Origin of the sequence: Anabaena sp. PCC 7938 (genome assembly GCF_049315035.1) — a bacterium.
GTDB classification, from domain to species: Bacteria; Cyanobacteriota; Cyanobacteriia; order Cyanobacteriales; family Nostocaceae; genus Anabaena; species Anabaena cylindrica.
The window spans coordinates 2,481,159-2,504,619 of the sequence record NZ_CP186034.1; the positions used below are offsets into that span (position 1 = coordinate 2,481,159).

At 40.0% G+C, this 23,461-nt stretch carries 23 protein-coding genes; 11 read left to right on the forward strand and 12 right to left on the reverse strand.

What is annotated here, in order from left to right; genetic code table 11:
* Window positions 1–242 precede the first annotated feature (242 nt).
* On the reverse strand, window positions 243–1,436 hold the full coding sequence (locus tag ACOWPH_RS11455; RefSeq protein ID WP_015215512.1) for an ABC exporter membrane fusion protein: 1,194 nt from the start codon (window positions 1,434–1,436) through the stop codon (window positions 243–245).
* Window positions 1,437–1,656: 220 nt separating this feature from the next.
* Here ACOWPH_RS11455 and ACOWPH_RS11460 point away from each other — a divergent pair, with 220 nt between their 5' ends.
* On the forward strand, window positions 1,657–2,301 hold the full coding sequence (locus ACOWPH_RS11460; RefSeq protein WP_015215513.1) for a TetR/AcrR family transcriptional regulator: 645 nt from the start codon (window positions 1,657–1,659) through the stop codon (window positions 2,299–2,301).
* 69 nt (window positions 2,302–2,370) lie between these two features.
* Here the strand turns inward: ACOWPH_RS11460 and ACOWPH_RS11465 are convergent, their stop codons facing one another.
* Both ACOWPH_RS11465 and ACOWPH_RS11470 read right to left on the reverse strand, forming a co-directional pair.
* Window positions 2,371–2,838, reverse strand: coding sequence for a type II toxin-antitoxin system YhaV family toxin (locus ACOWPH_RS11465; protein WP_015215514.1), 468 nt, complete (start codon window positions 2,836–2,838; stop codon window positions 2,371–2,373).
* Entirely contained in the window at window positions 2,831–3,151 is a 321-nt protein-coding gene (locus ACOWPH_RS11470) for a hypothetical protein (RefSeq protein ID WP_015215515.1), read from the reverse strand. The genes ACOWPH_RS11465 and ACOWPH_RS11470 overlap by 8 nt, the downstream gene beginning before the upstream one ends.
* Window positions 3,152–3,282: 131 nt before the next feature.
* Between ACOWPH_RS11470 and ACOWPH_RS11475 the strand changes: the two genes are divergently transcribed.
* A complete protein-coding gene (locus ACOWPH_RS11475; RefSeq protein ID WP_015215516.1) occupies window positions 3,283–3,798 on the forward strand; it encodes a hypothetical protein in 516 nt (171 codons plus the stop codon).
* Here the strand turns inward: ACOWPH_RS11475 and ACOWPH_RS11480 are convergent.
* On the reverse strand, window positions 3,729–4,355 hold the full coding sequence (locus tag ACOWPH_RS11480) for a Uma2 family endonuclease (protein ID WP_015215517.1): 627 nt from the start codon (window positions 4,353–4,355) through the stop codon (window positions 3,729–3,731). The genes ACOWPH_RS11475 and ACOWPH_RS11480 overlap by 70 nt on opposite strands.
* 335 nt (window positions 4,356–4,690) lie before the next feature.
* The gene (locus ACOWPH_RS11485) at window positions 4,691–6,298 is read right to left on the reverse strand and encodes a serine/threonine-protein kinase (protein WP_015215518.1); all 1,608 of its coding nucleotides are present in this window, start codon (window positions 6,296–6,298) and stop codon (window positions 4,691–4,693) included.
* 794 nt (window positions 6,299–7,092) lie between these two features.
* Between ACOWPH_RS11485 and ACOWPH_RS11490 the strand changes: the two genes are divergently transcribed.
* Window positions 7,093–7,236: a metallothionein gene (locus ACOWPH_RS11490; RefSeq protein ID WP_313933850.1), complete on the forward strand. Its 144-nt coding sequence runs from the start codon at window positions 7,093–7,095 to the stop codon at window positions 7,234–7,236.
* 85 nt (window positions 7,237–7,321) lie between these two features.
* Here the strand turns inward: ACOWPH_RS11490 and hemL are convergent, their stop codons facing one another.
* Window positions 7,322–8,620 (reverse strand): glutamate-1-semialdehyde 2,1-aminomutase, encoded by a 1,299-nt coding sequence (gene hemL / locus ACOWPH_RS11495; protein WP_015215520.1) that lies wholly within the window; start codon window positions 8,618–8,620, stop codon window positions 7,322–7,324.
* Window positions 8,621–9,028: 408 nt separating this feature from the next.
* Here hemL and hisIE point away from each other — a divergent pair, with 408 nt between their 5' ends.
* The gene (gene hisIE / locus ACOWPH_RS11500) at window positions 9,029–9,703 is read left to right on the forward strand and encodes a bifunctional phosphoribosyl-AMP cyclohydrolase/phosphoribosyl-ATP diphosphatase HisIE (RefSeq protein ID WP_015215521.1); all 675 of its coding nucleotides are present in this window, start codon (window positions 9,029–9,031) and stop codon (window positions 9,701–9,703) included.
* A 75-nt stretch (window positions 9,704–9,778) separates the two neighbouring features.
* Window positions 9,779–10,045 (forward strand): transporter suffix domain-containing protein, encoded by a 267-nt coding sequence (locus tag ACOWPH_RS11505; protein ID WP_015215522.1) that lies wholly within the window; start codon window positions 9,779–9,781, stop codon window positions 10,043–10,045.
* A gap of 101 nt (window positions 10,046–10,146) precedes the next feature.
* On the opposite strand, the gene ACOWPH_RS11510 is transcribed toward ACOWPH_RS11505, so the two are convergent.
* Window positions 10,147–14,370 (reverse strand): CheR family methyltransferase, encoded by a 4,224-nt coding sequence (locus ACOWPH_RS11510; protein ID WP_015215523.1) that lies wholly within the window; start codon window positions 14,368–14,370, stop codon window positions 10,147–10,149.
* Window positions 14,371–14,974: 604 nt separating this feature from the next.
* Between ACOWPH_RS11510 and ACOWPH_RS11515 the strand changes: the two genes are divergently transcribed.
* From ACOWPH_RS11515 to ACOWPH_RS11535, 5 genes are all read left to right on the forward strand, one after another.
* Entirely contained in the window at window positions 14,975–15,277 is a 303-nt protein-coding gene (locus ACOWPH_RS11515) for a 4a-hydroxytetrahydrobiopterin dehydratase (RefSeq protein WP_015215524.1), read from the forward strand.
* Between the two features lie 946 nt (window positions 15,278–16,223).
* Entirely contained in the window at window positions 16,224–17,135 is a 912-nt protein-coding gene (locus ACOWPH_RS11520; protein ID WP_015215526.1) for an RNA polymerase sigma factor, read from the forward strand.
* Window positions 17,075–18,679 carry a tetratricopeptide repeat protein gene (locus ACOWPH_RS11525; RefSeq protein ID WP_199327463.1) on the forward strand — a complete coding sequence of 535 codons (1,605 nt, stop codon included), beginning with the start codon at window positions 17,075–17,077 and terminating at the stop codon, window positions 18,677–18,679. Before ACOWPH_RS11520 ends, ACOWPH_RS11525 begins: the two co-directional genes overlap by 61 nt.
* Before the next feature lie 128 nt (window positions 18,680–18,807).
* Window positions 18,808–19,374, forward strand: a complete 567-nt coding sequence (locus ACOWPH_RS11530) for a hypothetical protein (protein WP_015215528.1) — start codon at window positions 18,808–18,810, stop codon at window positions 19,372–19,374.
* Window positions 19,375–19,521: 147 nt separating this feature from the next.
* Window positions 19,522–20,112: a hypothetical protein gene (locus ACOWPH_RS11535; RefSeq protein ID WP_015215529.1), complete on the forward strand. Its 591-nt coding sequence runs from the start codon at window positions 19,522–19,524 to the stop codon at window positions 20,110–20,112.
* Window positions 20,113–20,378: 266 nt separating this feature from the next.
* Here ACOWPH_RS11535 and ACOWPH_RS11540 read toward each other — a convergent pair whose 3' ends face one another.
* Window positions 20,379–20,528: a hypothetical protein gene (locus ACOWPH_RS11540; RefSeq protein ID WP_171815799.1), complete on the reverse strand. Its 150-nt coding sequence runs from the start codon at window positions 20,526–20,528 to the stop codon at window positions 20,379–20,381.
* Window positions 20,529–20,723: 195 nt separating this feature from the next.
* Here ACOWPH_RS11540 and ACOWPH_RS11545 point away from each other — a divergent pair, with 195 nt between their 5' ends.
* The gene (locus ACOWPH_RS11545; RefSeq protein ID WP_015215530.1) at window positions 20,724–21,200 is read left to right on the forward strand and encodes a hypothetical protein; all 477 of its coding nucleotides are present in this window, start codon (window positions 20,724–20,726) and stop codon (window positions 21,198–21,200) included.
* Window positions 21,201–21,259: 59 nt separating this feature from the next.
* Here ACOWPH_RS11545 and ACOWPH_RS11550 read toward each other — a convergent pair whose 3' ends face one another.
* The 4 genes from ACOWPH_RS11550 to ACOWPH_RS11565 all read right to left on the reverse strand — a co-directional run bounded on the left by ACOWPH_RS11550 (window position 21,260) and on the right by ACOWPH_RS11565 (window position 23,363).
* The gene (locus ACOWPH_RS11550; RefSeq protein WP_277882401.1) at window positions 21,260–21,385 is read right to left on the reverse strand and encodes a hypothetical protein; all 126 of its coding nucleotides are present in this window, start codon (window positions 21,383–21,385) and stop codon (window positions 21,260–21,262) included.
* A 9-nt stretch (window positions 21,386–21,394) separates the two neighbouring features.
* Window positions 21,395–21,799, reverse strand: coding sequence for a type II toxin-antitoxin system VapC family toxin (locus ACOWPH_RS11555; RefSeq protein WP_015215531.1), 405 nt, complete (start codon window positions 21,797–21,799; stop codon window positions 21,395–21,397).
* Window positions 21,780–22,052, reverse strand: coding sequence for a hypothetical protein (locus ACOWPH_RS11560; RefSeq protein ID WP_015215532.1), 273 nt, complete (start codon window positions 22,050–22,052; stop codon window positions 21,780–21,782). The genes ACOWPH_RS11555 and ACOWPH_RS11560 overlap by 20 nt, the downstream gene beginning before the upstream one ends.
* A 297-nt stretch (window positions 22,053–22,349) precedes the next feature.
* Window positions 22,350–23,363, reverse strand: coding sequence for a hypothetical protein (locus ACOWPH_RS11565; RefSeq protein ID WP_015215533.1), 1,014 nt, complete (start codon window positions 23,361–23,363; stop codon window positions 22,350–22,352).
* Window positions 23,364–23,461: the final 98 nt, after the last annotated feature.

Consider the following 23,461-nt stretch of genomic DNA (forward strand, 5'->3'; position numbering starts at 1 on the left):
GGAGAACAAGAAGGGGAATATTTATCTTCCTTCTTCCTTCTTCCTTCGCGTCCTTCGCGTCTTTGCGGTTCATTCAATCCGTATTCTTTGAGTAAGGGACTTTCAAATAAAAAAATATACAAAAATTTCTTGTGGTGCGGGCATCTTGCCCGCAAATTATCAAGGACGGGCAGGATGCCCATCCCACAAGATTGGATAATTTATTTTCTGGTGTTCCCTAAAGAGTAACTGTTGCGTGCAAATTAAAGTTCGATCACTACCTTGACTTGCATATTGGTTAAATTGGCAGCTTTCTGACTCGAAGCTGGATCTAGTCGGATATGGACTTTTATCACCCTGTTGTCAATATTGGTAGAAGGGTCAGTATTAATTGCATTCTGCCGCTGTACCTGTAAACCTATCCGTTCCACCGTTCCCTGTAATTCCATCGGTAGAACATCACCAGATACCCGTACCTGTTGCCCTGGATGCAGTTTTTTAATATCGCTTTCGTAAACTTCGGCAACTGCGTACATTTGACTAGTTTGGCCAATATCGGCAATGCCATTATTTGATATTAATTCTCCAGGACGGGTGTGAATTTCAAATACCTGTCCATTTTGGGGCGATCGCACGTAAGCTTGTTGAAGATCAACTTCTGCTTTTTTCACAGCTGCTTGAGTACGACCAATTTCGGCTTTGGCTGCGACTACATCAACTGGACGCACTTCCACAATTTGATCTAATGTAGCGATCGCTTCTTTGATTCGTTGTTGGCCTGTTAACTGGATACTCTTTAACTCTGCCTGTGCTGCTTGCAGGCTTTTTTGGGCAGTTTCTAGAGTTAGGCGTTTACTATCGAGTTGAGAGGCTGAAATTGCACCTTCTACATATAGTTCCTGATAACGTTGGTTTTCTGATTTTGCATTGACTAACTCAGCTTGCAAGCTGGCAATAGCAGCAGTTTGGGTATCCATATTCCCTTGGTTTTCTGCTATCAAACGGGTAATAGTTGCTTGTTGGGTGGCAATTTCTCCACGTTTTGCACCAGCTTGAATGCGGGATAAATTAGCTTTGGCTACTTTGACTTCTTCCTCTGCTTCCTGTAATGCAGCTTGCAAGCGATCGCGATTGTCTAAAATAGCAATTATCTGTCCTTCTTGTACCTTCTCTCCTTCCTGCACCAATAACTTTTCTATCCGGCTACCTTCACCAGATCCACCAGATGAGAGTTTAATCACTTTTCCTTGTGGTTCAATCCTTCCCAAAGCTGTAACTGTTTTCAGTTCGGGTATGATGATCACTGGCATTACTGCATCCTCGGCTTTATCTCTCAACCGCATCACAGTAAATGTACCAACACCTACAACAGTAAATGAGGCAATTATAGATATCGTAATTGGTAGCCAAATCAGAGAGTGAGAAGATAATGAACCTTGTAGCTTGGGGTTCTGCACAATAGCATACCTTTTAAGCGATGCAAAATTTGTTCATGAAAATGCAAATTGCTTAACTGAGGAGTATTAAGGTAGAAGTTTGCACTTGAGAAAAATATTTTTGATCTGCATCAAAAACTAAACCGTTTAGTTTTAAACTGTAGGCTAGAAGGACTAGTTAAGTCAACTAGGCAGCCTTCCTTTATATAGAACTGTTGACAAATAAGGATAATAGTAAAATATGGTACGCCCAAAAATTGGGGAGATAGAGCGAGGGCATTCAGATAAAGTAGAAAAGATTCTGCAAGGAGCAATGAGGGAGTTCTTAAAACAAGGTTACGCAGGAACTAGCATGGATCGGGTTGCTGAAGCAGCGGGAGTATCTAAAGCGACGGTATACAGCCACTTCCAAGATAAAGTTGGACTTTTCAGCGCCTTGATAGAACGACTAGCCAGAAAACAGTTTCAGTCAATTTTTGGTCAACATCCCCTGGTGGGAGAACCATTCGTAGTTTTACGGAGTTTGGCAAAAACTGCTTTAGAGCAAATGATGACAGATCCAGAATATCTGGCGTTTGAGCGAGTGCTGATTGGTGAATCTGTCCGGTTTCCAGAACTAGCGCAAGTTTTTATCCGTTCTATTGCCAAACCAGCAATTGAGACTATTAGTCAATACTTAGGATCACATCCAGAATTAAAAATACCCGATCCTGAAGCAACAGCGAGAATCTTAATTGGTTCAATAGCACATTTTGCCATCACTCAAAAAGTTTTATATGGTGAGGATATTATCCCCATGGAGAGCGATCGCTTGATTGACGCTTTAACCCATTTAATTGTAACTAGTGCAGAGGCGACAAATAATAATGGTAAAGTTTCATCATAGGTTGGTTTGAATTATTAGATGCTGTTTAAAAGTTGGTGTTGGGTTTCCTTCCGTCAAACCAAACTACGGCTACTCCACTTTGTCCAAATTCACTTCACAATCTGCTAACAACTCATCCAAACTATCTGGAAACTTCCCTCGCGCTACCATTTTAGTAAATACATCATAACAATCATCCTTAGCGCCTTCTTTACGCGGAAATCCCAACCACAAAATCACAATTGCTTTTAATTGTGGGGTATCAAACACCCGAAAAAATAGTCGATACCGTTCTGGTAAACCCATTTTTTTGACTCGACTATAGCGTTTTAATGCACCCGTTAATACAAAATGACTAGCAAAAGGATCAGAGGGAATTTTAGTTTCAATTGCTATTGTAATTGCTGCAAAAAGTTTCACTGTTGCATGAGTTTTAAACTCAGCTTCTGGTAATTGTTCGCGCAAATTAACAACGCGGTTTGATAATGCTTGATATTGAGTACCAAATAGTTGAGGATGAAAATAAATTTCCCAGTTATTACTAACAAATTTACTCATCGTCTAACTGCACACCTTCAATTAGTTGATGAGCAGCTTCAGACATTTCTGTTGTATAAGGTTGTAGTGTATTATTTTTCAATGCTTCTGTGGTAGCAAAATCAAGAAACAGCCGCATTAATAGAGAGTCTTCTGCATCTTCATCATCATTCAATTGAGGAATAATTCGCACAATTGCTGTATCTGGGGATAAAACCTCAATCCAACCATCTGCATTAGCAAATTGGGGATGTTCACGATAAAAATCAGCAGGAAGTCGAAACCCTGAACTGTTACCAATTTTGGTGCTACGAATATTATAGGAGTTACTCATTTGTTGTGTATGTACATAATGTGATTACATTATATCAATCATCTATAGGGATTTATCAATAGTTATTGACTATATAAGATTTGTAAAAAATGATATTGTGCTATAGACAAAATTACACAAATAACCTCTTTATGGGATTTTTCAACAAGATTGCTGGCCTTTACAACCGAGTCATCCAATCCATACAGGATGGACGTGATGTAATTCTTAACTTACCCGCAAAAGTAGAAGAAAACTCGCAGTTATTCAAAACAATTTTTAACGGTAACTGGTCAGATCGAAATATTAACGACATGGAAGAAGCCGTAGAAGAAATAAAACACCGTGTTATTCATGAACTGATTCCGGCTGCTGCAACTTTAAATTCACTCGGTGCATTTGGTATTATGGTATATACTCCATGTCAGATTATAGGAGGATTGGCAATAGCACATATTTACAACCCAGAATATACTGTCAATCGTAAATATATGCTAAACGTTGCAACAGTAATGATTTATGGACAGCTTGCTGGTGAATTAGTATGGTCACAATTGATTCAAAATTTCCTCCTTGTCTTTAGAGTAAGCAAACTACCCTATTTCCCCCGTACCCAAGCGCGGAAAGATTTTAACAAAGCAATTTCACCCATAGTTTTACTTTGCTGAATAAATCTATTTATATCCCCAACAGAAACTAGAGAAAAAGCCATACTAAACTTAATCTCAATATATTGATTTTCCATCAATTGATAAAACTTTAAAACTTCACCATCATATCTCCACAATTCAGCCACACCTAAAGCCGCATAAATATTAAACTTATTCACAGAACTGCTAGTAATATCAATTTCAACCGCTAAATCTGGAGGAGGATCTGTTTCTAAATTTAAAGTTTCCCTACCTCTAATAGCTGCTTCATTTTGGATATAATAGCAACTATCTGGTTCTATTCCCTTTGCAAAGAGTTTACGTTTTAATGTTGTAGAACCAGCACTTCTGATTTCTATATCTAATTCTTCAGCTAAGGAAAATATTAATCTATCAAATTGAATTTTCGGGCTTTCGTGTTCAAAAAGTGGAGTCATAATTTCTAAAGTACCGCAGTCATAAGCAAAGCGAGAACCTCTATCCTCCCCTGTATCTCTCAATAAGGCTTCAAAGGTATCCCAACTAACGTTATATAAAACCGTTCTTTGTTCAGCAGCAATTGATTGGAGAAGCATATACAATACCTATTCCATCACGGTACTAGATAAAATACCTAGAATTTTACCCATATTATTAATATAATAATCTGTCAAGTCAATTTCTATTACTTGATTAATAAGGTTTAAAAATTTCCAGTTAGTACCAGTAGTCTCTTGTAGGGTGCATCAGACTCGATAATTTGGCACAATTAACAGATTTTCTACATCTAACGCACCTGAATAATCTGCTATCTCAAAAGCCTGCAATCACCAATCATCGTTGATTGATATCATGTCTAATTTGTATAGTGCGTAAGTCCTAGAATTGATGCTTTAACACATTCAATTGTCAATTCAGCCCAAAAGTAAAGTTACAAGAATCCCCTTTTACCATTGGGGCGGACTGTCAACCAATTAGTTTTAGCCAGTGCTATTTGTTCATCGGTAACTTTAGCGCCGGTGAGATTAGCACCGCATAAATTAGCCCCCCGGAGATTAGCCTGACTCATATAAGCATAACTAAGATCAGCACCCCTCAAATCAGCCCCCTCTAAATCAGCATTACTTAAGTAAGCTTTAGTCAAATTAGCATCCCTTAAGTTCGCTTGCATCAGACTAGCTCTGCCAAAATCAGTATTTTGGAGATTTGCACCTTGGAGATTAGTTTGTTTTAATTGAGCGTGATGGAAATTAGTTCCCGATAAATCAGCACCTTGTAAGCTCAACATACTGATGTTATACGAAGCAAAATCCCGTCTTCCCTTAACATATGCTTGGAGTAGAGTTTGAGAATTTAATTTGCGGCCAGCTTGAGAATTATTAATATCAGTGTTAGCTATATCGGGAGATTTAGAGATTAACTTCTTCTGCTGAATTCGCCCAGTTCGGAATCCAGTCGTTTCCGATGACTTAGCACGTCTAGCACGGATTGCCGCTGCTACTTCCGCTACACCATGAGTATTAGAACCAGGATGAGTAGACACACCAATAGAATTATCTGACTTATTGTTTGCTGATTCTTTGAGATCAACATCAGATTGAACTATTAACCCCTTTGCTAAACTATCTAAATATGGTTCTATCTCCAAGGCTCTGAGAACATCTGGGGCTGAATGGTAGCGATTACGGACTGAAACCTCTAACATTTTTTTTAACACAGTTGTTAAATGTGCGCTCACATCTACAAGCTGCTCCCACATGATTTCACCCGTTGTAGGATTGTATGGCAAATCTTTAGGCGTTTTGCCAGTTAGAAGATAAATGCACGTCACTCCTAGAGCGTAGATATCGCTAGAGTAAACCGGACGCATAGCCATTTGCTCTGGAGGAGCAAAACCAGGAGTACCAATTGCATAAGCTGTCAATGCCGTCTGTCCTGATTGCTCGGCAGCTACTTGGGTAACTTGGTTTTTGACAGCTCCAAAATCAATCAGTACTAGTCTGGCATCTTGAGAACGGCGAATTAAGTTAGCTGGTTTGATATCGCGGTGAATTACCTTTAGTTCATGGATGTATTGCAGCAATGGCAGGATCTCACTCAAGAACTGTTTGACTCCAGCTTCGCTATAGACTCCAGTTTTTCTTACTTCCTGTTGGAGAGTAGCACCACTGATATATTCCTGAACTAAATAAAATTGTTTATCGTCTTCAAAATAGTCCAGTAGGCGCGGTATTTGTGGATGATTGCCAATTTGACCTAAAGTTTTGGCTTCCCTCTCGAACAGTTCTCGTGCCATTTGCAATATGTGTGGAGCCGTTCCTGAAGGACGCAGTTGCTTAATTACACAACTTGGTTCTCCTGGCAAGGCCTCATTTCTAGCTAAAAATGTGGCTCCGAAACCGCCCTGTCCTAAAGGTTTATACACTCGATATTGACCACATTTACCACGCAACGTTAGTGGCGAGTCACAAGATTGGCATCTTGGACTAGATGCCACATTTTTAGGATGGGAACAGGTAGGATTGAAGCAATAGCTCATGCACTTTTAACTCGCTGCACAACGAAATAACGAAATAAGGTAGAAAATTTAGACTCAGATTCTATTATTGAGAACAAGTTTCAACTTTGTCAGATAATTTTTGCTGAAAACTAGTCTTTAAAGAGTTCTTAAATTTATACACGATGCTAATTGAAGTGATAGTAAAGTACTTAGATAGGATCTAGGTACTGTACAAACTAATTATGGTATGCTTTAACCAATATAGTGTATTTCCGGCTTTAATGAATGATGATGTTAATCGGAAAAATAACGATATTCTAAGGGTTTAGCAATGCTAAACTCCTACGAGAAATACGGGTTTTACGACGATGCCTATTTCAAATTTCCTGTCAATGCGTAACTCCTATTAGAATAAACTATGCGCTAAAACTAATTTTTTTTCTCCCAACTATTATCTCATTAAAATCAAGCTATTATCTCTTAGGTTTTTATGTAAAAATACTGAAAAAGTAAATTATTAATTATACAAAATCAATGTATAACAGCTCATCATGATGATTTACGTAGTCAACAATCGTGAACTAGGTAGGCAGAATCAAACCAAACTGTATAAATAAAAGTAAACAAGCCTAAAACCCTTTTTCCCCTGCTCCCCCGTTCAATTACCGCGAATTCGGTAGTGTGGCATTAGCCATAGGACTGAGGGTGGCGACTTTCGTGTGTTGTTAAATTTTAGGTTTAATTTTTCCTAAAATGTATGAATTGTTGTTCATATGTTATATTATTGTTTTCAACAACAAAATGGAGAAATTGATATGACAACCGTAAATCAAATGAAATGCGCCTGTCCAAGTTGCTTGTGTGTTGTTTCATTAGAAAGCGCTATCCTCAAAGACGATAAACACTATTGCTCTGATGGTTGTGCGGAGGGTCATCAAACCATCAAAGGCTGTGGTCATAATGGATGTGGCTGCTAAGTAGTGTTTAATGCCGAGGCGTTGGGTTAGGGAACTCTTAACAGGAAAGAAAACTCATTCACTGTTCCCTGTTAAGCGTTCCCGTTTACAGGCTAGACATCACATCCCTTGCAGCAGCTAAGGTCTGTTCAATATCTTCGTCTGTATGAGCTAAAGAAGTAAACCCAGCTTCAAACTGAGATGGTGCTAAGTAAATACCATGCTCTAGCATTCCACGATGGAAACGCCCGAACTTGGCTGTATCTGCTTTTTTCGCATCCTCATAGTTATGTACTGGGCCAGCGGTGAAAAATAGACCAAACATGGCGCTGATATTACCACCGCAGACTGCATGACCTGTTTCTTGAGCAATTTTGAGCAACCCATTGGTTAGCTTCTGAGTCATCTGTTCTAGAGAATCATAAGTACCGGGTTTTTGTAGTAATTCCAGTGTCTTGATTCCAGCAGTCATGGCTAGGGGATTACCGGAAAGAGTCCCAGCTTGATATACAGGGCCAGCAGGTGCAACCATTGACATGATATCGCGGCGACCACCATAAGCTCCCACTGGCAAGCCACCACCGATAATTTTACCGAGTGTTGTTAAATCTGGAGTGATGCCAAATTTTTCTTGAGCGCCACCATAGGCAATACGGAAGCCAGTCATTACTTCATCAAATACTAGTAAAGCCCCATACTCGTGGGTAAGCTCCCGCAGTCCTTCTAAGAAGCCAGCGTCAGGAGTAATAAAACCAGCATTACCAACTACTGGTTCGAGAATTACGCCAGCTATCTGGTTGGGGTTTTCCTCAAATAAGGCTCTGACAGCTTCCAGATCATTATAAGGGGCTGTTAATGTATCGCTAGTTGCCGCTTTGGGTACTCCTGGGGAATCGGGTAAGCCAAGTGTGGCGACACCAGAACCTGCTTTGACCAGGAACATATCAGCGTGTCCGTGATAGCAACCTTCAAATTTGATGATTTTATCCCGTTTGGTGAAGGCTCGCATTAACCGGAGTACTGCCATACAAGCTTCAGTGCCAGAATTGACAAATCTGACCATTTCGATGCTGTTAACTGCATCTATCACCATTTCTGCTAAAACATTTTCTAGCACACAGGGTGCGCCAAAGCTTGTTCCTTTTTCCAAGGCTGTATGCAGTGCTGTGATCACTTCTGGGTGGGCATGACCACAAATGGCAGGGCCCCAACTCCCAACATAGTCAATGTATTTGTTGCCATCTACATCCCAAAGGTAAGCTCCGTTAACGCGATCAAAAACTATGGGTTGTCCACCAACAGATTTGAAAGCGCGAACTGGAGAACTTACTCCTCCTGGCATCAGGTTTTGAGCAGCAGCAAAGATTTCTTGAGATTTTGTCGTTTTAATTGTGGTGTTTACCAAGGTTTCCTCTCAAAAATGGGCAATAAAAAGAGCTTATCTATCTTAGGATAGGGTCAAAAATGGCAGAAAATTTCTATCCTTGTGGGGTTGCCTGAATCAAAAAAATAACAATATTTTAATACAAATCGAACCAAAACTTACTCTTTAGGGAACATCAGAAAATAAATTATTCAATCTTGTGGGATGGGCATCCTGCCTGTCCTTGATGATTTTCGGGCAAGATTGCCCGCACCACAAGAAATCTTTGTACATTTTTTTATTTGGAAGTCCCTTAGATATCTTTAAGATTTGCAGACTACGATAATCTTAGACTTAATCAAGATGTTTGTTAAAAAGATGCCAGTTGCTCTATTGAGAATGGTATCGTGAATGCATCAATCATTGTTAAATTTAAAGTAAATTTCTGGTATGTCTTCTCCCGAACTGCGAAACCCCCGGTCAGCGCTTGCGCTATCGCTCCAATCTGCTATCCCTGTGGAAAAAATTCGCTACGATGACAAGGGTTTAGTGGCAACTATTGTCCAAGATTATCTGGATGGTACTGTCTTGATGATGGCTTGGATGAATCGGGAGTCTTTACAAAAGACGTTGGAAACTGGAGAAACTTGGTTTTGGAGCCGTTCGCGTCAGGAGTTGTGGCACAAGGGAGCAACTTCTGGACATATTCAAAAGGTGCAGAGTATTCGTTATGACTGTGATAGCGATGCCATACTGGTGGTAGTGGAGCAGCTGGGAGATATTGCCTGTCACACTGGGGAGCGTAGTTGTTTTCATCAAATAGATGGGAAAGTTATCCCACCACCAGGGGATATGTTGTCGCAGGTATTTGATGTGATATGCGATCGCCGTGACCACCCCAATGAAAGCTCTTATACCTGTAAGTTATTGGCTGGTGGCGATAACAAAATATTGAAAAAGATTGGTGAGGAAAGCGCCGAGGTCGTAATGGCCTGTAAAGATGATGATGCAGATGCGATCGCAGGTGAAGTTGCAGATCTGTTTTATCATACCCTCGTGGCGATCGCACATCATCAAGTTGACTTAAAGGATGTATATCGCAAATTGCAAGAACGTCGGAAATAGGTATTAATGTAGGATAAGCCACTCCAGCCCAACAGATAAAAATACTAAACTCAGATTCTGTTATAAACATAAGTTATGAAAAAGCTGGGTTTGGTTCTAATTATCGTCTCATTTTTTCCCTGGTTAGCGATCGCTATAATTGTCCCATTTCTACCAATTTCTGTAGCTCAAAAAGCCTTATTAATCCCAGCATTATTGGTTTTAGCTGAAGTTATATTTTGGTTAGGTGTGTTATTGGTAGGTAAAGAAGTCGCCCAACGGTATAAACGTTATTTGAATTTTCGTTATTTCAAGATACTGCTCAGAAAACTCAGGCGCAGAAAAAACAAGAAAACACAATAGACTTTTCTAACTCTCCCCTGCCCCATGCCCCTCTGCCCCTCTGCCCCCTGCTCCCCTGCCCCTCTGCCCTCCTGCTCCCCTGCCCCTGCCCCTCTGCCCTTTCAAACACCACCTCGTCCAGCTAGATTCGCAACCATGATTACCAGTTGATTTAGCTGAATGGGTTTAGCCATGTGCATTTGGAAACCTGCCAAATAAGCTTCTCGGCATTCCTCATCACGAACATACCCTGTCAAAGCTGCTGCGGGAATTTGTCCTCCGGCCTCAGCACTAAGCGATCGCACCTGCCGGATTAAACTATAGCCATCCTCGTTCATCATGCCAATATCAGATATTAGCAAATCATATATCCCAGGGTTGCTTGTCAATATTGAGAGCGCGTCTTGAGCAGATTTGGCCGTCGTTACCTGGGCCCCATAATCCTCCAGTATTATCATCAGTAATTCACGCATATCTGCCTCATCATCTACAACGAGTATACGCAAACCTTTCAGTGACGGCAGACCATCAACGGATGATTCCAAACCTTCTGCTAATGGGAACTTCTCAGTATCACCAGGAAAATATTTTTCCTGAATCGTGGCAGAAAGCGGTAGCCTAACGATTATGGTTGATCCTAGCCCCTCACCTGGACTTTCTGCATAAACCGTACCACCATGAAGTTCAATCAAATAACGGACAATTGATAATCCCAACCCAATTCCATTATAGGCGCGAGTTTTGGTGCTATCAGCCTGACGAAAACGCTCAAAAACATAAGGGAGAAAGTCATTAGCTATCCCAATACCTGTGTCACTAACTCGAATCTCGGCTTGGGAATCAACACGTTCCAAAGTGACTTCAACACGTCCCCCCTCAGAGGTAAATTTAACAGCATTAGAAAGCAAATTCCAGAGTATCTGTTGCAAGCGGTCTAAATCACCCAGTACTTTTCCAATTCCAGGTTGCAAACGAGCTATGATCTCAATATTTTTAGCTCCTGCGGACAACCGTACAACTTCAAGGGCTGAACCAATTACAGAAACGAGATCAATGAGGCTATTGTTGAGATGGAGTTTGCCAGTCGTAATGCGGGAGATGTCTAGAAGATCCTCAATTAGTTGAGTTTGCGCCCTAGCGCAGCGCTCAATGACTTCAAGTCCTTGAGAGATTTGATCTGCCTTCAGATTTTGCGTGCGGAGTAACTGAGACCATCCCAAAATGGCATTCAGCGGATTGCGGAGTTCATGGGAGAGAATAGATAAAAACTCATCTTTAGCGCGGTTAGATACCTCTGCTTGCAAGCGGGCTGACTTCTCCTGAGCCAGTAACTGAGCGCGTTCTGCCGCGAACTGCTTCTGCTGCGTGATATCCTGAATTGCCAACAAAATCATCGGTTCATTATCTTGTTGAGTAATTTTACAACCATTGAGCAGCATAATTCTGTACCCAATTTTCTCAAAGACTTTCTCTACCTCAAAGTCGTGAAGCCGAGTATTTTTCAGGAAAATTTCTTCTAGAAGCGTGATTAGATTGGGAATGTTCCATTGACCATTTCCTAGTTCGCATATCAGTTGCTGTTCTGCTTGCGCTGAGGAAATTTGGAAGGTTTGATAAAAAGCGTGATTGGCTGTAATAACTCGTAAACTAGAATCAATCACCACTAAAGGTTGTGGTACAGTTTCCACAATGGCTTCGGCATAATTACGCGACTGTTCTAGCTGCTGGGCGCTGCACTTAATGTCATCAATATCCATCAATACCATCACCACGCCATCAATTTGATTACTTGTCGTCCTGTAAGGTCGAATTCGCAGATTATACCAATGCCCTTGCTGATCTTGTACCTCTAGTTCTTTGACATTCAAAGTGTCAATTACTTCTAATAGCAATGACTCTAAATTAACAACATTGATTGTAGAGCGAATATCACTAAATGGTCGCCCCACATCTGTAGGAATCAAATTGAGGAGATGCTGTGCTGTGGGAGTGAAGCGCCGAATCCGCAAATCATTTGCCAAGATTAAAATCGGAATATTCACACTACTAAGCAAATTCAACAGATCATTGTTGACATGGTGTAATTCTAGATTTCGACTTTGCAGTTCATCGTTGGTTGTTTTCAGTTCTTCATTAGTTGCTTGAACTTCTTCTTTTGCTGTTTGCAACTCCTCATTAGTGCTTTGTAGTTCCTCGTTGCTTGACAGGATTTCTTCATTTGCCACTTTCAAGTCTTGAGTTGTGGCTTCCTGCTCCTGAATCATTGATTCTAAATACTCTTGAGTCAGAGCAAGTTCCTGTTTAGCGGCTAACAATTCCTGTTTGAATTGAACTATTTCCGAAACTATGTTTCCCTGTTCTTGATTTTCAGGTTTTAGAAAAGTTTGTTCTGCTAATGAAGGTACATCTTCAAATAAGACCAGAAAGTAGCGAGTGTTTACTGCTAAGGGAAGTTTGACTGGAATCACCTCAAAATTGACTTTCTTGGGCGATTCACTGCCATCAATCTGTAAATTTTCCTTTCTTACGGAAACATCCAGCCTTTTGGATTGATGAATTGCGGTACGCAACTCTTCTAGTAAGCCCTTTCGAGCCATTTTCAGTAAATTAAAGCTGGGCTGACCTGGAGCGGGTCTTAAATAATAACTGGTATCTCCGCGAAATTGGAGAACTTCCATATTGTCGCTGATCAAAACACCAACTGGGGCATAACGATTTAAGACAAGTTGGTCAGCTTCTTTGTGTAAATCATCAATATCCCAAGACTTCTCACTCATTTTTTTGTCAAGGTTTACTCTCGCTACGGGATAGTTACCCCTGGAAAAGTTAAAATTCAGGTTAGTAGGTACTAATTTCTTAGAATAAATCTTGTTTTTTCTATCTACTAAGGCAAATAAGTCTGAGAATTCTCCCGCACTCTCTGAATTACCTAACATCAGAAACCCTGTGGGTTTGAGACTGTAATGGAAAATTGTCATCAACTGCTTTTGTAAACCGGAGTCTAAATAAATCAGCAAATTCCGACAAGTAATCAGATCTAGATTAGAGAATGGTGGGTCACTGATCAAGTTTTGTCTAGCAAAGATACAATGTTCACGAAGTGATTTGTTGATTTGATATCCACCGTCCACTTCAACAAAAAAGCGTCTGAGCCGTTCTGGTGAAATATCAGTTATTTCGTTCTGCTTATAAATACCTGACCTGGCTTTTTCGATTCCTATTTCATTAATATCTGTCGCAAAAATTTGGATAGCAGGTTTGGAGATGACATCTTCCAAAAACTCTAATAAGCAGATGGCAATCGAGTAAACTTCCTGACCAGTGGCACATCCTGTCACCCAGATCCGAATTGGCGACTGTACTGACTTACCTTTAACAATACTCGGAAATACTCTCTCCTTTAAGGCTTGGTAAGCATTACTGTCCCGAAAAAAACTGGTGACATTGATGAGAATTTCGTGGTATAAAGCCTGTACTTCGGCCGGATGGTTTTGGAGATACTCGACGTAATCCTCCAGCCTTTCCAGATTGTACAGCATCATCCGTCGATCAATCCGCCGTTTTAATGTGGTTTGCTTGTAGCGGCTAAAGTCAACCCCGCTGGCACCTTGCAGTAAAGCAAAGACTTGAAGCAAGGCATCCTGACTTTCTATAGGTGGCTCAACTGTTGGTGAAAGATTTGACCGGGTAAAGTTAGGATGAAGAGCAATTTTTGCTAGTTCTTCAGCAATTTCTTCTGGTGACAAAATGAAGTCAACATGACCTGTAGCAACGGCAATGTTCGGCATTTCCCGGAATTGAGCAGATGTTTCAGACTGAGCAAAGGTAATACCACCTGCTGCCTTAATCGCCTGTGTTCCCATTGTGCCGTCTGCATCACTTCCAGATAGGACAACACTAATTGCTTTGTTTCCTTGCTCTGCTGCTAATGAATTTAAAAAGGCATCACCTGGTCTGTATCTCCCTTCAACTTTCTCACGGGGTACGAGTTTTAATATCCCTTGTTCCAGGGTCATTTTCACATTCGGGGGGATAATATAGACTTGGTTCGGTTCTATGACTATGCCAGAGTACGATTCATGGACGGGCATCTGAGTGGTCTTAGCTAGAATTTCAGTCAGTAGGCTCTGATGATTCGGTTCTAAGTGCTGAATCAGTACAAATGCCATTCCTGTATTAATTGGTAAATTCTCCAGCAGTTCGGTGAATGCTTCTAATCCTCCCGCAGATGCTATAATCCCCACAATTGGAAATGGTTTATAGCTTTGAGTTTGTTGTTTTTCTTCCCCGACTTCGACAGCTTTGGTATCAGATTGGGTTGGCTCAGAAGACTTTTTATCGTTCATATAAAATTAGTTATTCCTGTCATTAACCTGTCAAATAATCTTAGATTTTAGATTTCGGTCACTCGATTTGGGATTTACGATTTTTCCGTCCTGAAGAACGGTAATTTTACCACATTTTTTTAATCTAAAATTCCTGGTCAATTATTTATTGAACGACTACTAGTAAAGCATTGCAGAAAAAAGCCTACTATTCAAAATTACTGAAAACCTTAAGCTATATTATTTTTTATTTTTAATTCCGACAAAGCAGCAGCAGTAGTGGATAAATTATGCAAATTTTAGTACAAATTAAGTGGTGGTTTGATCAATATAGGTCAATACCTGTTATGACTATTTTAGCTGTTACTTTTAATCCATGACGTAAACTACCATAAATTGAGTTAAAGACATATCTAGCAACAGGTAGATAAATATGTTTAATTTTATGAAGAGCGATTATCGTCAACTCATCTATGGGAAGTAAGTTTTCGCACCAGTGTTGGTAATTGGTAAGTGAGAAAATTCTTACCCATCTCTGAGTGCATCTATGTCTGTTAACAAACCCCAGTTGAGTGAACTTGTTACTATGAAGCAATATCTACATTAATCAGGAGTACAGTCACCAATGGCAGGACATAAGCTCAGTGAAGCAGAACTACAAGAAGCCTTGAGTAGTTTACCTGGATGGCAAATTAAAGAAGGTAAGTTGTATAAAGAATACAAATTTAACTCTTTTCCGACTGCGTTAGGTTGGATGGTAACGGTGGGTGTTCACGCGGAAACAATGGGACATCACCCGGAATGGTTAAATGTTTACAACACCGTCCGGGTGAATCTTGTTACCCACGACATCGATAATGCTATCAGCAATTTAGATGTGGAATTGGCAAAGAAAATGGAAGAATTAGCAGCCCAGAACTGGAAATGATATTGCCAGTTCAATACTTGTAATTAAGAAACCGCACGGAAAAGAGGGTTTTAGCCTATTTGATGTTTGTAAGGCAACAGATCAGAAACTTTAGTTCTGAGTTTAAAGCTCAGTCAAAAAAAACAGTGTCATTATTTCAATCTCATGTTTAAAAACATGAGATTTCCCTGTTCTCTGTTCCCTCTGAAACAAATTCAGGTTTTTACAACCTGAATTTAACTCAATTGACTTGAATTTGACTGAGATTAAAAATCCTGAATTTAACTCAATTATTGATTATAAAAACTAAGTATCATTTAAGAGACTTCCAAATAAAAAAAATATCCCAAAATTGCTTGTGGTACAGACATACTATGGCTAACGCCGCGCTATCTACAAGCTCAGTACAAGTCCTGCCAACTAATAGTACAAAGAAATTCAGGATACCCATCCCATAAAATTGGATCATCTTTTTTGTGGAGTTCTCTAGGAGTTCTCCAATTAAAAAAATATCCCAAAATTTCTTGTGGTGCGGGCATCTTGCCCGCTAATAATATAAGGACGGGCAAGATGCCCATCCCACAAGATTGGATCATCTTTTTTGTGGAGTTCTCTAAATGCATATTACAACATATAGCAATCCTATTTGATTTATGTTCACGTAGTGTGCCGGAGGCATCACGGAATTTTTAAAACAAACCGCAGAGAGCGCAGAAGTAGAGAAAAAGAGTTGTTCATATCTTATTTAGGATTGCTATATATCCTATTTAATTTTTGATGGCTTGTGTGGCGTAGCCATACAAATTACATATACACCTAGCAGCCTTCTTTCCCTATTCCCTATTAAGAGTCTTCACGAGTAATTATGGCTATGCTTCCCGTCAGGGATACAGTAATCAAATTGGATTCCTAGCATGCATAATATTTCAGTCTTTTGTACAGTGCATCATCACTCAGGTTTTAAATAATGAGCAGGAATTCACATATACAAGCGAACCCAGAACAAGAACTTTTGTTCTGCTTATCAGGGCTGAAAATCAGGAATGTATTGCCGAAACAAAGCAAATTAAGGGATTTATCTCAAAATGATTGTGGGGATTTTTGGGAACTATGGCTATCATATCAAGATTATTTTTATAACCTTTGCTTAAAGTGGATGGGAGGTAATTCTCATGATGCCGAAGATGTACTGAATCAGGCAATGCTCAAAGCCTGTAATCAATGGAAAAAATACGCCAATGAAATTATATATCCTAAAGCATGGTTAACTCGAATTATTTATAACTTCTGCATGGATGTGCATCGAAAAGGCGAACGAGAAGCCATAGGAGTTGAAAACATTGATGATATTAAATTTGCCGATCATCCGGCGTTTGCTTCTAGGGCAGAACTTCCTGAATCCAATATTTTGAATTTGGAGATGTGGACATATCTCCGCTACAAAATTGAATCCTTGCCCGATAGATTGCGCCATCCTTTTATTTTACACTGCTGCCAAGAAAAATCCTATCAAGATATCGCTAAACAACTCACCCTCTCTGAAGAGAATGTTCGCAAACGTATTCAACAGGCACGAAATATTCTAAAAAAGCAGTTAGAGAAGTATCTGACAGGAGAAGATAACACTTGTATTGATTTCTTATCACCATCCTTGAACAAGGTAACTTTGATAGTAGAAAATATTCAATCTAATGAAACACTTCCCTACGGGATGCTACTCAAACGAAAAGCTCAGTGTGATGCAGTGATTCCTTATTGTAAATCATCAATTAGAAGCAAAAACCAGTACGAAGAAATTAACTATAAAGTAACCGTAATATGTCTGGAAAAATTGCCATATCCTTGGTACAGTTCACCCAATTCTCTGGGCTGGAGATGAATGCTTACTTACTTGTAGAGGAGAACCTAGCTAGACAAAAGCAGAAACTCATCACCTTAAGTAAGTATGTTCAGAAATATCCCCAAGGATGGAAAAAAAGATTAAAACTGGCTAACTTATTTTACGAAATGGGAAACTGGCAACAAGCAATTGCCGAATATTATCAAGTGATTGAGCGACAACCTCAATTAATTGATGTGTGGCTGCAACTGGGTAAAGTTTTGCATCTGATGGGACTAGAAAAAGAGGCCCTAGAAATATATGAAAAAGCTTTATTGTTGTCTGAAAATGAAGGAACTCAGCATCACATAAAAGGATTGATTGCAGTTTGCAGAGGTGAGAGTCAGAAGGCAATCATCGCCTTTAATTTAGCGGCTGCTTTAGAACCGGAGAAAGTAGTTCATTGGCTGGCTTTGGCACAGGTGCATCAGAGAAGAGAAAATCCTTTTGGTACTCTTAGCGCCTGTGAGCGGGTTTTGTCAATCAACCCAGATGATGTTTTCTCATTGATTTACAGCTATGACGGGTTAATGGCGGTGGGGGATATTCCAGCAGCTAGAGAGCGGTTGAGCAGACTTATAGCCTTAGCTGGAGATGATTTCCGGGTACTGCAACGACAAATTAATCAGCGTTGTCAGATGAGCTTGGTATCTGGTAAAGAAGGGAAACTGACTAAAAAGATGATTACTTCTGCACTGCGACAGGCTCCTCATGGGGTTGAGGCTCACAATTCCCTGGCATATTATTACATCCTCCGAGGGGATTGGGTGCAAGGTGTGGAGATGTTAACAGAGTTTACCGCAGAACACCCGCATCATCCTTATGGTTGGTATTATTACGGGCGCTGCTTGTTCGAGACGGGGGAATATCAGAAGGCGGTACAGATGATGGAGAAAGCTTATCATCTGTATCCCCATGATTGCGAAATTTATCGGGCGTTGTGCGAAATTTTATCAGTTGCGACCTCTCCCCCTACCCTACTACTAGGAGAGGGGAGTAAGACGACTCTTGCTTCCATATTGGAGGAGATGTTGAAGCGGTTTCCTGAATGCTGGAGTGTTTGGGCGACTGCGGGGCGGGTGTTGGTGGAACATTTTCAAGAGTTTGAACGAGGGTGTAGTGTTTCTGAACAGGGGACGCAACTACAGCCCCAATTAGCTGATGCTTGGTTTCGTCATGGACGAGTTTTAGCTTTGGCTGGAAGACATCGGGAGGCAGTGGAGGCGTTGGAGAAAGGATGGCATATATTACCAAGAGGGGGTTATCTGCAATCCGTACCTGCTGCGGTGTGGCTGGGAGATGTTGGAGCTAGTAAACAATGGTGGAAAACGGCTTGTGAGGGATGTCAGGAATTAAGGGCGTTTAACCCGGCTATGGCTGATTACTGGTTAGGGAGAGCCTTGGTAGGGTTGGGGGATAGCTTGGGAGCGATACAGGCTTATGAAAGTGCTTTGAGTCAGCAGTTGTTGTATCCGGCTCGTGGGGAGGTTGAGAAGACTTTGCAGGGGCTGAAAGGTAAGGGGAGAAAGGATTATGGGGGTTGAGGGTGAAGTTTTGGTGAAAAATTTTGCCCGTAACTCGAAAAATTCACAAATGCGGGTTGGGAAAAGTCTAAATAATGTGGGGAAAAAATAACCACTGATTAAATTATACTCATCAAGGATTTGTGACGATGAAATCTCTAACTAGAGTTTTTGCTGCTTTCCTACTGGCTATAACCATCGCTTTCGGTGGTTTTTCAGGCAATGCCCATGCTCAGTCACCAGTGGGTGCTAACGTCAATGTTGCAATTGATGTTAATCAAACCATAGATCAAATTGTAGGGCTAATCACCTCGACACAGAAATTTCAAATGGTGATAGCTAATCAAACTGGGTCTACACTTACCCGTGTGGGTGGTTACAATAGTTTAGGAAATTGGGTTCTTGGTGATGTTCCTCCATTAACTGCTCAATATAGAGACTGGACAGAGAGTGGTGCTGGGTATTTTACATTTGCCTCTAACTATGCAGTTGGAAATACTGGAAGATATTTCCAATTTGGAGCTTCATGGCCTCCCGTAGGAAGAAGAAAAATTAATCTCTGCACCCGTAATGATCAAGGCAATGCTCCAGCAGAACAGTGTTGGGATGAGATGTCTAATGCTGATGACAAAAATAAAGTCAATGGTCAGTTCACCGGTAGAGCCATAATGGGTAACAATAATGGCCGAGTTCAGTGGATATATCAAGTGAAATAACTTGATCTAAAAAGAGGTAGGTATTTTTTCTACCTCTTTTTTAGTAGTTACTGAGTTTTTGCAAAGTTTGGATGCTTAATTTCACCAATGTCATTTTTTATCTTGCGAAACAATTATCATTTTGAGTTAAATAAGGATATATATTTCATGAAATCTCTAACTAAAATTTTTATTGCTTTATTGTTGAGTGTAACTATTGCCTTTGGTAGTTTTAATAATCATGCTAATTCTTCACCTATAAGTTTTTTAGACCACGATCAAGCTAGTTCATCTGATCTACAACCACAAATTCTTCCTAATCAAACTATCGAAATACCAATGAGCATAACATATAAAAGGATGGTTGAAATAGCTAACAAGACTCAATGTATTCTTAAACCTATAGGTGCTTACAATAAGTCTTTAGAATGGCCTCTAGGTGATATTGATTCATTGCGATTAGTCGCTGAAAGATTTAATAGTGATAGTTTTTCTTTTGCATCTAATTATCAAATTGATTGTGGGATAGGTAAAGAAAAAAGAAATTTACAATTTTCAACTTCATTAGATACTGAAGGGAATAAAAAAATTAATATTGGAGTTATTAATCAAAATGGCAATCAGCCAGCAAAATTAACTTGGGATAAAATGACAGATCCTGGTGATAAATCTCTCCTTAATGCTCCCTTTGGGGTTAATGCTTTTATCAGACAAAAAGATCAGACATCAATCTGGCTCTTTGAAGTTGTAGAAAAATAATAACTTTTTTTATTGGCTTTTTCCTGTAAGTTGTGATAGAGAAAAAATTTGCCCATAACTCAGAAAATTCACAAATGGGGCTAGTAAAACGTCTAAATAAACCAATTTCTGGTGCGAACTTCTACACTTGCAATGATGGGGTCAATTGGGGAAACCTAAATGAAATCAAAAAGCTGGTACATCCATTTTTTGTAAGGTTTGTTTTGTAATGTGATTGCTGGTTTTTACGCAGAAATGGCGATCGCTTATTTTTCATCAAAGTCATTTTACCAGAGAGCGATCGCTTTTCTGATTTGCGGAAGGCGATCGCTTTTTATTAGATTCCGGCTATAACTGATTACTGGCTGGGAAAAGCTTTGGCGGGCTTGGGGCATAGGTTGGGGGCGATACAGGCTTATGAAGGTGCGTTGAGTCATCAGTTGTTGTATCCGGCTCTTGGGGAAGTTGAGAAGATTTTGCAGGGGTTGAAAGGTAAGGAGCAGAAGGGTTTGGGGGGTTGAGGGTGGATTTTTGGGGAAAAAATTGCTACTAACTCGAAAAATTCACAAATTGGGTTTGGTAAACGTCTAAAAGGTGTGGGAAAAAAAAGTTCTGATAGGATGTTTTAAATTATGGCAAAAAATGGTGTAGCTGCTTACAGCAACAGTTGGAAAACAGATTCTTTTAGCACAAAAGACAAAATAATCGATCTCCAACTTCAGCATTCTTTCTGGTCGCATACAACTGTCGTAGACAATGGTAGCTTTATAGTCGCTAATGTGACTGTGAAAAATACCGGAAACATTGCTCTCAAAGATGTGCAAGTTTATGTAGATGTTGATGATGACTCAGCACTATTTGATGCACATATTACTAATAGTAACGGCGAGATTATAGATAGTAATGCACCCGTACTAAATTTTGGCTATCTTGCACCGGGAGTTTCTTCCACCCAAATTAGCTATTGGTGGACAGTAAAGCCTCGTTTTCCTGAGGCTGAAGGTTCAGTAACAAAGACAGCCACTTTTAACCTCTACCCTGTCTTTACTGCTGACTTTAAGCAAAGTGGTCAAGCTTTCCAAAGTTACTCACAACTAGATAAAGCCTAGTGCGATCACCTGATCTTGCAGGGTACGTTATATTTAATTAACACACCATCGCTGTCATTTTAATTAAATAAATTAGGTGGGTTAGCGACGGGAGCATAACCCACCCTATCTTTTATGGCGATCGCACTAATTATCCCCAAGAGCGATCGCCTTTTATTTACAATAATCAGTAATAGGCATAGCAAATTGTCATATTACTTACTCCAATCTTGAATTTCTAAGCTTTCTATTTTTCCAAAATCTCTGATATTATTTGTGACAATAATCAAATCGTTGGCTACGGCAATTCCTGCTATCAGAATATCAATATCGTCAATTGGCGTGCCTTTATTTCTTAAATTGGCATAAATATCAGCAGAAATTATGGCAGAGCTTGTAGTTAGAGGTAAAACCGTATTGTATGAGACAAATTCCTGAAAAGATGTGAGTTGTTTTTGCGCGTCACGATGTTTTAATCCACTGACAATTTCATAATAAGTGATGATGCTAATGTTAATTTTGTCATACTCTTTCAAATAGGCTTGAAAACGCTCGATAACTAGACTATGATTACGGAAGAAAAAAGATAAAATGTTTGTGTCAATCAACGCTGGCTTCATCACTTCTTCTTCCTAAAAATGCTTGGTGGCGGCGGGTGATTATTTCTTCATTGAAGTTAGCAAATACTTCATCTGACATATCATTCCAACATCCAGCAAACTGCATATTTTTATTAAGTGAAGGTTGAGATACTTCTATACCTAAGCGAAAATAATGAATAAAGTTATATAATTCTTCTAATTTATCTGGTGGGACAAGATTTATTTCCGTAATAACTTTTGTGCGTAGTGTGCGTAGGTTGAAAGAATCCATAACAAGTTAATATAGATTGATTGAGTGACAAATAAATTATATCTCACATTCCATTTATTTACGGGATGGCAACGGTAAAATGAACACTTTGTTGCGATCGCGGATCTTTCATCAAAGACATTTTACTTTTGAGTGATCGCCTGATCTTGCAGGGTGCGTTATGGGAAAGTACGGCACATTCTCAATTTCGCTGCAATGTCCATGATTCTTAAACTGGAGAGCGATCGCTAATCCCTCGTTACATGAACTTAATAGCGATCGCTTATTGGTATTTAGAGAACACCAATTACCCATTACCTAATTTGTCTCTTGAATCTGTAACCGAATGGTGTGTTCAGTCGCACCACTGAGTTGCAGTTCCATGATTTCACCACCAAGGGGTTCTATGCAAGTGAGGAGCGATCGCAGATTGGGTGTACTCGCTCCAGTATCAACATATAATCTGTCTGCTAAATTACTAATTTTTTTCCAAGTCATATATAACTTGGCTATACCTTGTTCCATCTGAGATGCTTGATTTACCAAGTCAGCAGCGATGCTCAAACAGCCGATTCTTTGCGCTTCTTCTAATGCTGTTTCAATATCCACATTTTCTTCAGTCAAAGCTTGGACTTGGGCAGCAGATTTGAGATATTTTCCTAATTGACGGGCTTCTGTGGTTGCTTGTTTGAGAGTATCAACATCAGGACTGGCGGCTATATCTCTTTGTAATGCCTTTTGGTGTGATTCTGGCAGTTTCTCCATTTCTTTGACCAGAGGGGCAATATAGCGCGGTGGCAGTGTGTTATCTGCGGCTTTTTCCCTAACTTCTTCAGGTAATAAATCTGAGGACATAGCTGTCCATTCGTCAGTGAGTTGACGGACTTCTCTGCGGGTGATGCGATCGCCTTTTTGGGCGGCTTCACTCACCATTTGTTGCACTTCTGGGGCGGCTTTGGCTGTTTCTACAAACGCCCGTTTACTAAAGTTATTGACACTACTGGGGTCAAGTTTGCCATCTTCAATCAAGGTATCAGCACTATTTGCTAGTTGAATCCAACTGTAGGCTTGAGTTTTACTAATTTCCCGTTCTTTGAGCCATTTGAGAAAACCTGCACCGCGTCCGTCTCCGTTTTTTTTCTCTCGGTCACGGACTGAGCGTAAAATGCGACCACGCCAAATTTCTGTTTGTAAATCAAAGCGATCGCATACTTGCCAAGCTACATCTAGCTGCTGTAAAAAATCAGACTCCAGAATCTGTTCGTCTTCGGGATCTGGTAGTTCAAAATCTAAATCTACTGGCTGTTGCAGTGCAGCAGCAAGGTCATTCATAGAATCGGTATCTTGCACGATGGATAGCGGGTTGGTGTATGCGATTAGCTGATTGTGACAAACAATAAGCAGTTAAATATTATAGTTGAAAAATTTAA

Coding starts and splice junctions, on each gene's coding strand:
- ACOWPH_RS11460 (WP_015215513.1), top strand. CDS start 1,657: ATGGTACGCCCAAAAATTGGGGAGATAGAGCGAGGGCATTCAGATAAA.
- ACOWPH_RS11465 (WP_015215514.1), bottom strand. CDS start 2,838: ATGAGTAAATTTGTTAGTAATAACTGGGAAATTTATTTTCATCCTCAA.
- ACOWPH_RS11470 (WP_015215515.1), bottom strand. CDS start 3,151: ATGAGTAACTCCTATAATATTCGTAGCACCAAAATTGGTAACAGTTCA.
- ACOWPH_RS11475 (WP_015215516.1), top strand. CDS start 3,283: ATGGGATTTTTCAACAAGATTGCTGGCCTTTACAACCGAGTCATCCAA.
- ACOWPH_RS11480 (WP_015215517.1), bottom strand. CDS start 4,355: ATGCTTCTCCAATCAATTGCTGCTGAACAAAGAACGGTTTTATATAAC.
- ACOWPH_RS11485 (WP_015215518.1), bottom strand. CDS start 6,298: ATGAGCTATTGCTTCAATCCTACCTGTTCCCATCCTAAAAATGTGGCA.
- ACOWPH_RS11490 (WP_313933850.1), top strand. CDS start 7,093: ATGAAATGCGCCTGTCCAAGTTGCTTGTGTGTTGTTTCATTAGAAAGC.
- hisIE (WP_015215521.1), top strand. CDS start 9,029: ATGTCTTCTCCCGAACTGCGAAACCCCCGGTCAGCGCTTGCGCTATCG.
- ACOWPH_RS11505 (WP_015215522.1), top strand. CDS start 9,779: ATGAAAAAGCTGGGTTTGGTTCTAATTATCGTCTCATTTTTTCCCTGG.
- ACOWPH_RS11510 (WP_015215523.1), bottom strand. CDS start 14,370: ATGAACGATAAAAAGTCTTCTGAGCCAACCCAATCTGATACCAAAGCT.
- ACOWPH_RS11515 (WP_015215524.1), top strand. CDS start 14,975: ATGGCAGGACATAAGCTCAGTGAAGCAGAACTACAAGAAGCCTTGAGT.
- ACOWPH_RS11520 (WP_015215526.1), top strand. CDS start 16,224: ATGAGCAGGAATTCACATATACAAGCGAACCCAGAACAAGAACTTTTG.
- ACOWPH_RS11525 (WP_199327463.1), top strand. CDS start 17,075: ATGTCTGGAAAAATTGCCATATCCTTGGTACAGTTCACCCAATTCTCT.
- ACOWPH_RS11530 (WP_015215528.1), top strand. CDS start 18,808: ATGAAATCTCTAACTAGAGTTTTTGCTGCTTTCCTACTGGCTATAACC.
- ACOWPH_RS11535 (WP_015215529.1), top strand. CDS start 19,522: ATGAAATCTCTAACTAAAATTTTTATTGCTTTATTGTTGAGTGTAACT.
- ACOWPH_RS11540 (WP_171815799.1), bottom strand. CDS start 20,528: ATGACTCAACGCACCTTCATAAGCCTGTATCGCCCCCAACCTATGCCC.
- ACOWPH_RS11545 (WP_015215530.1), top strand. CDS start 20,724: ATGGCAAAAAATGGTGTAGCTGCTTACAGCAACAGTTGGAAAACAGAT.
- ACOWPH_RS11555 (WP_015215531.1), bottom strand. CDS start 21,799: ATGAAGCCAGCGTTGATTGACACAAACATTTTATCTTTTTTCTTCCGT.
- ACOWPH_RS11560 (WP_015215532.1), bottom strand. CDS start 22,052: ATGGATTCTTTCAACCTACGCACACTACGCACAAAAGTTATTACGGAA.
- ACOWPH_RS11565 (WP_015215533.1), bottom strand. CDS start 23,363: ATGAATGACCTTGCTGCTGCACTGCAACAGCCAGTAGATTTAGATTTT.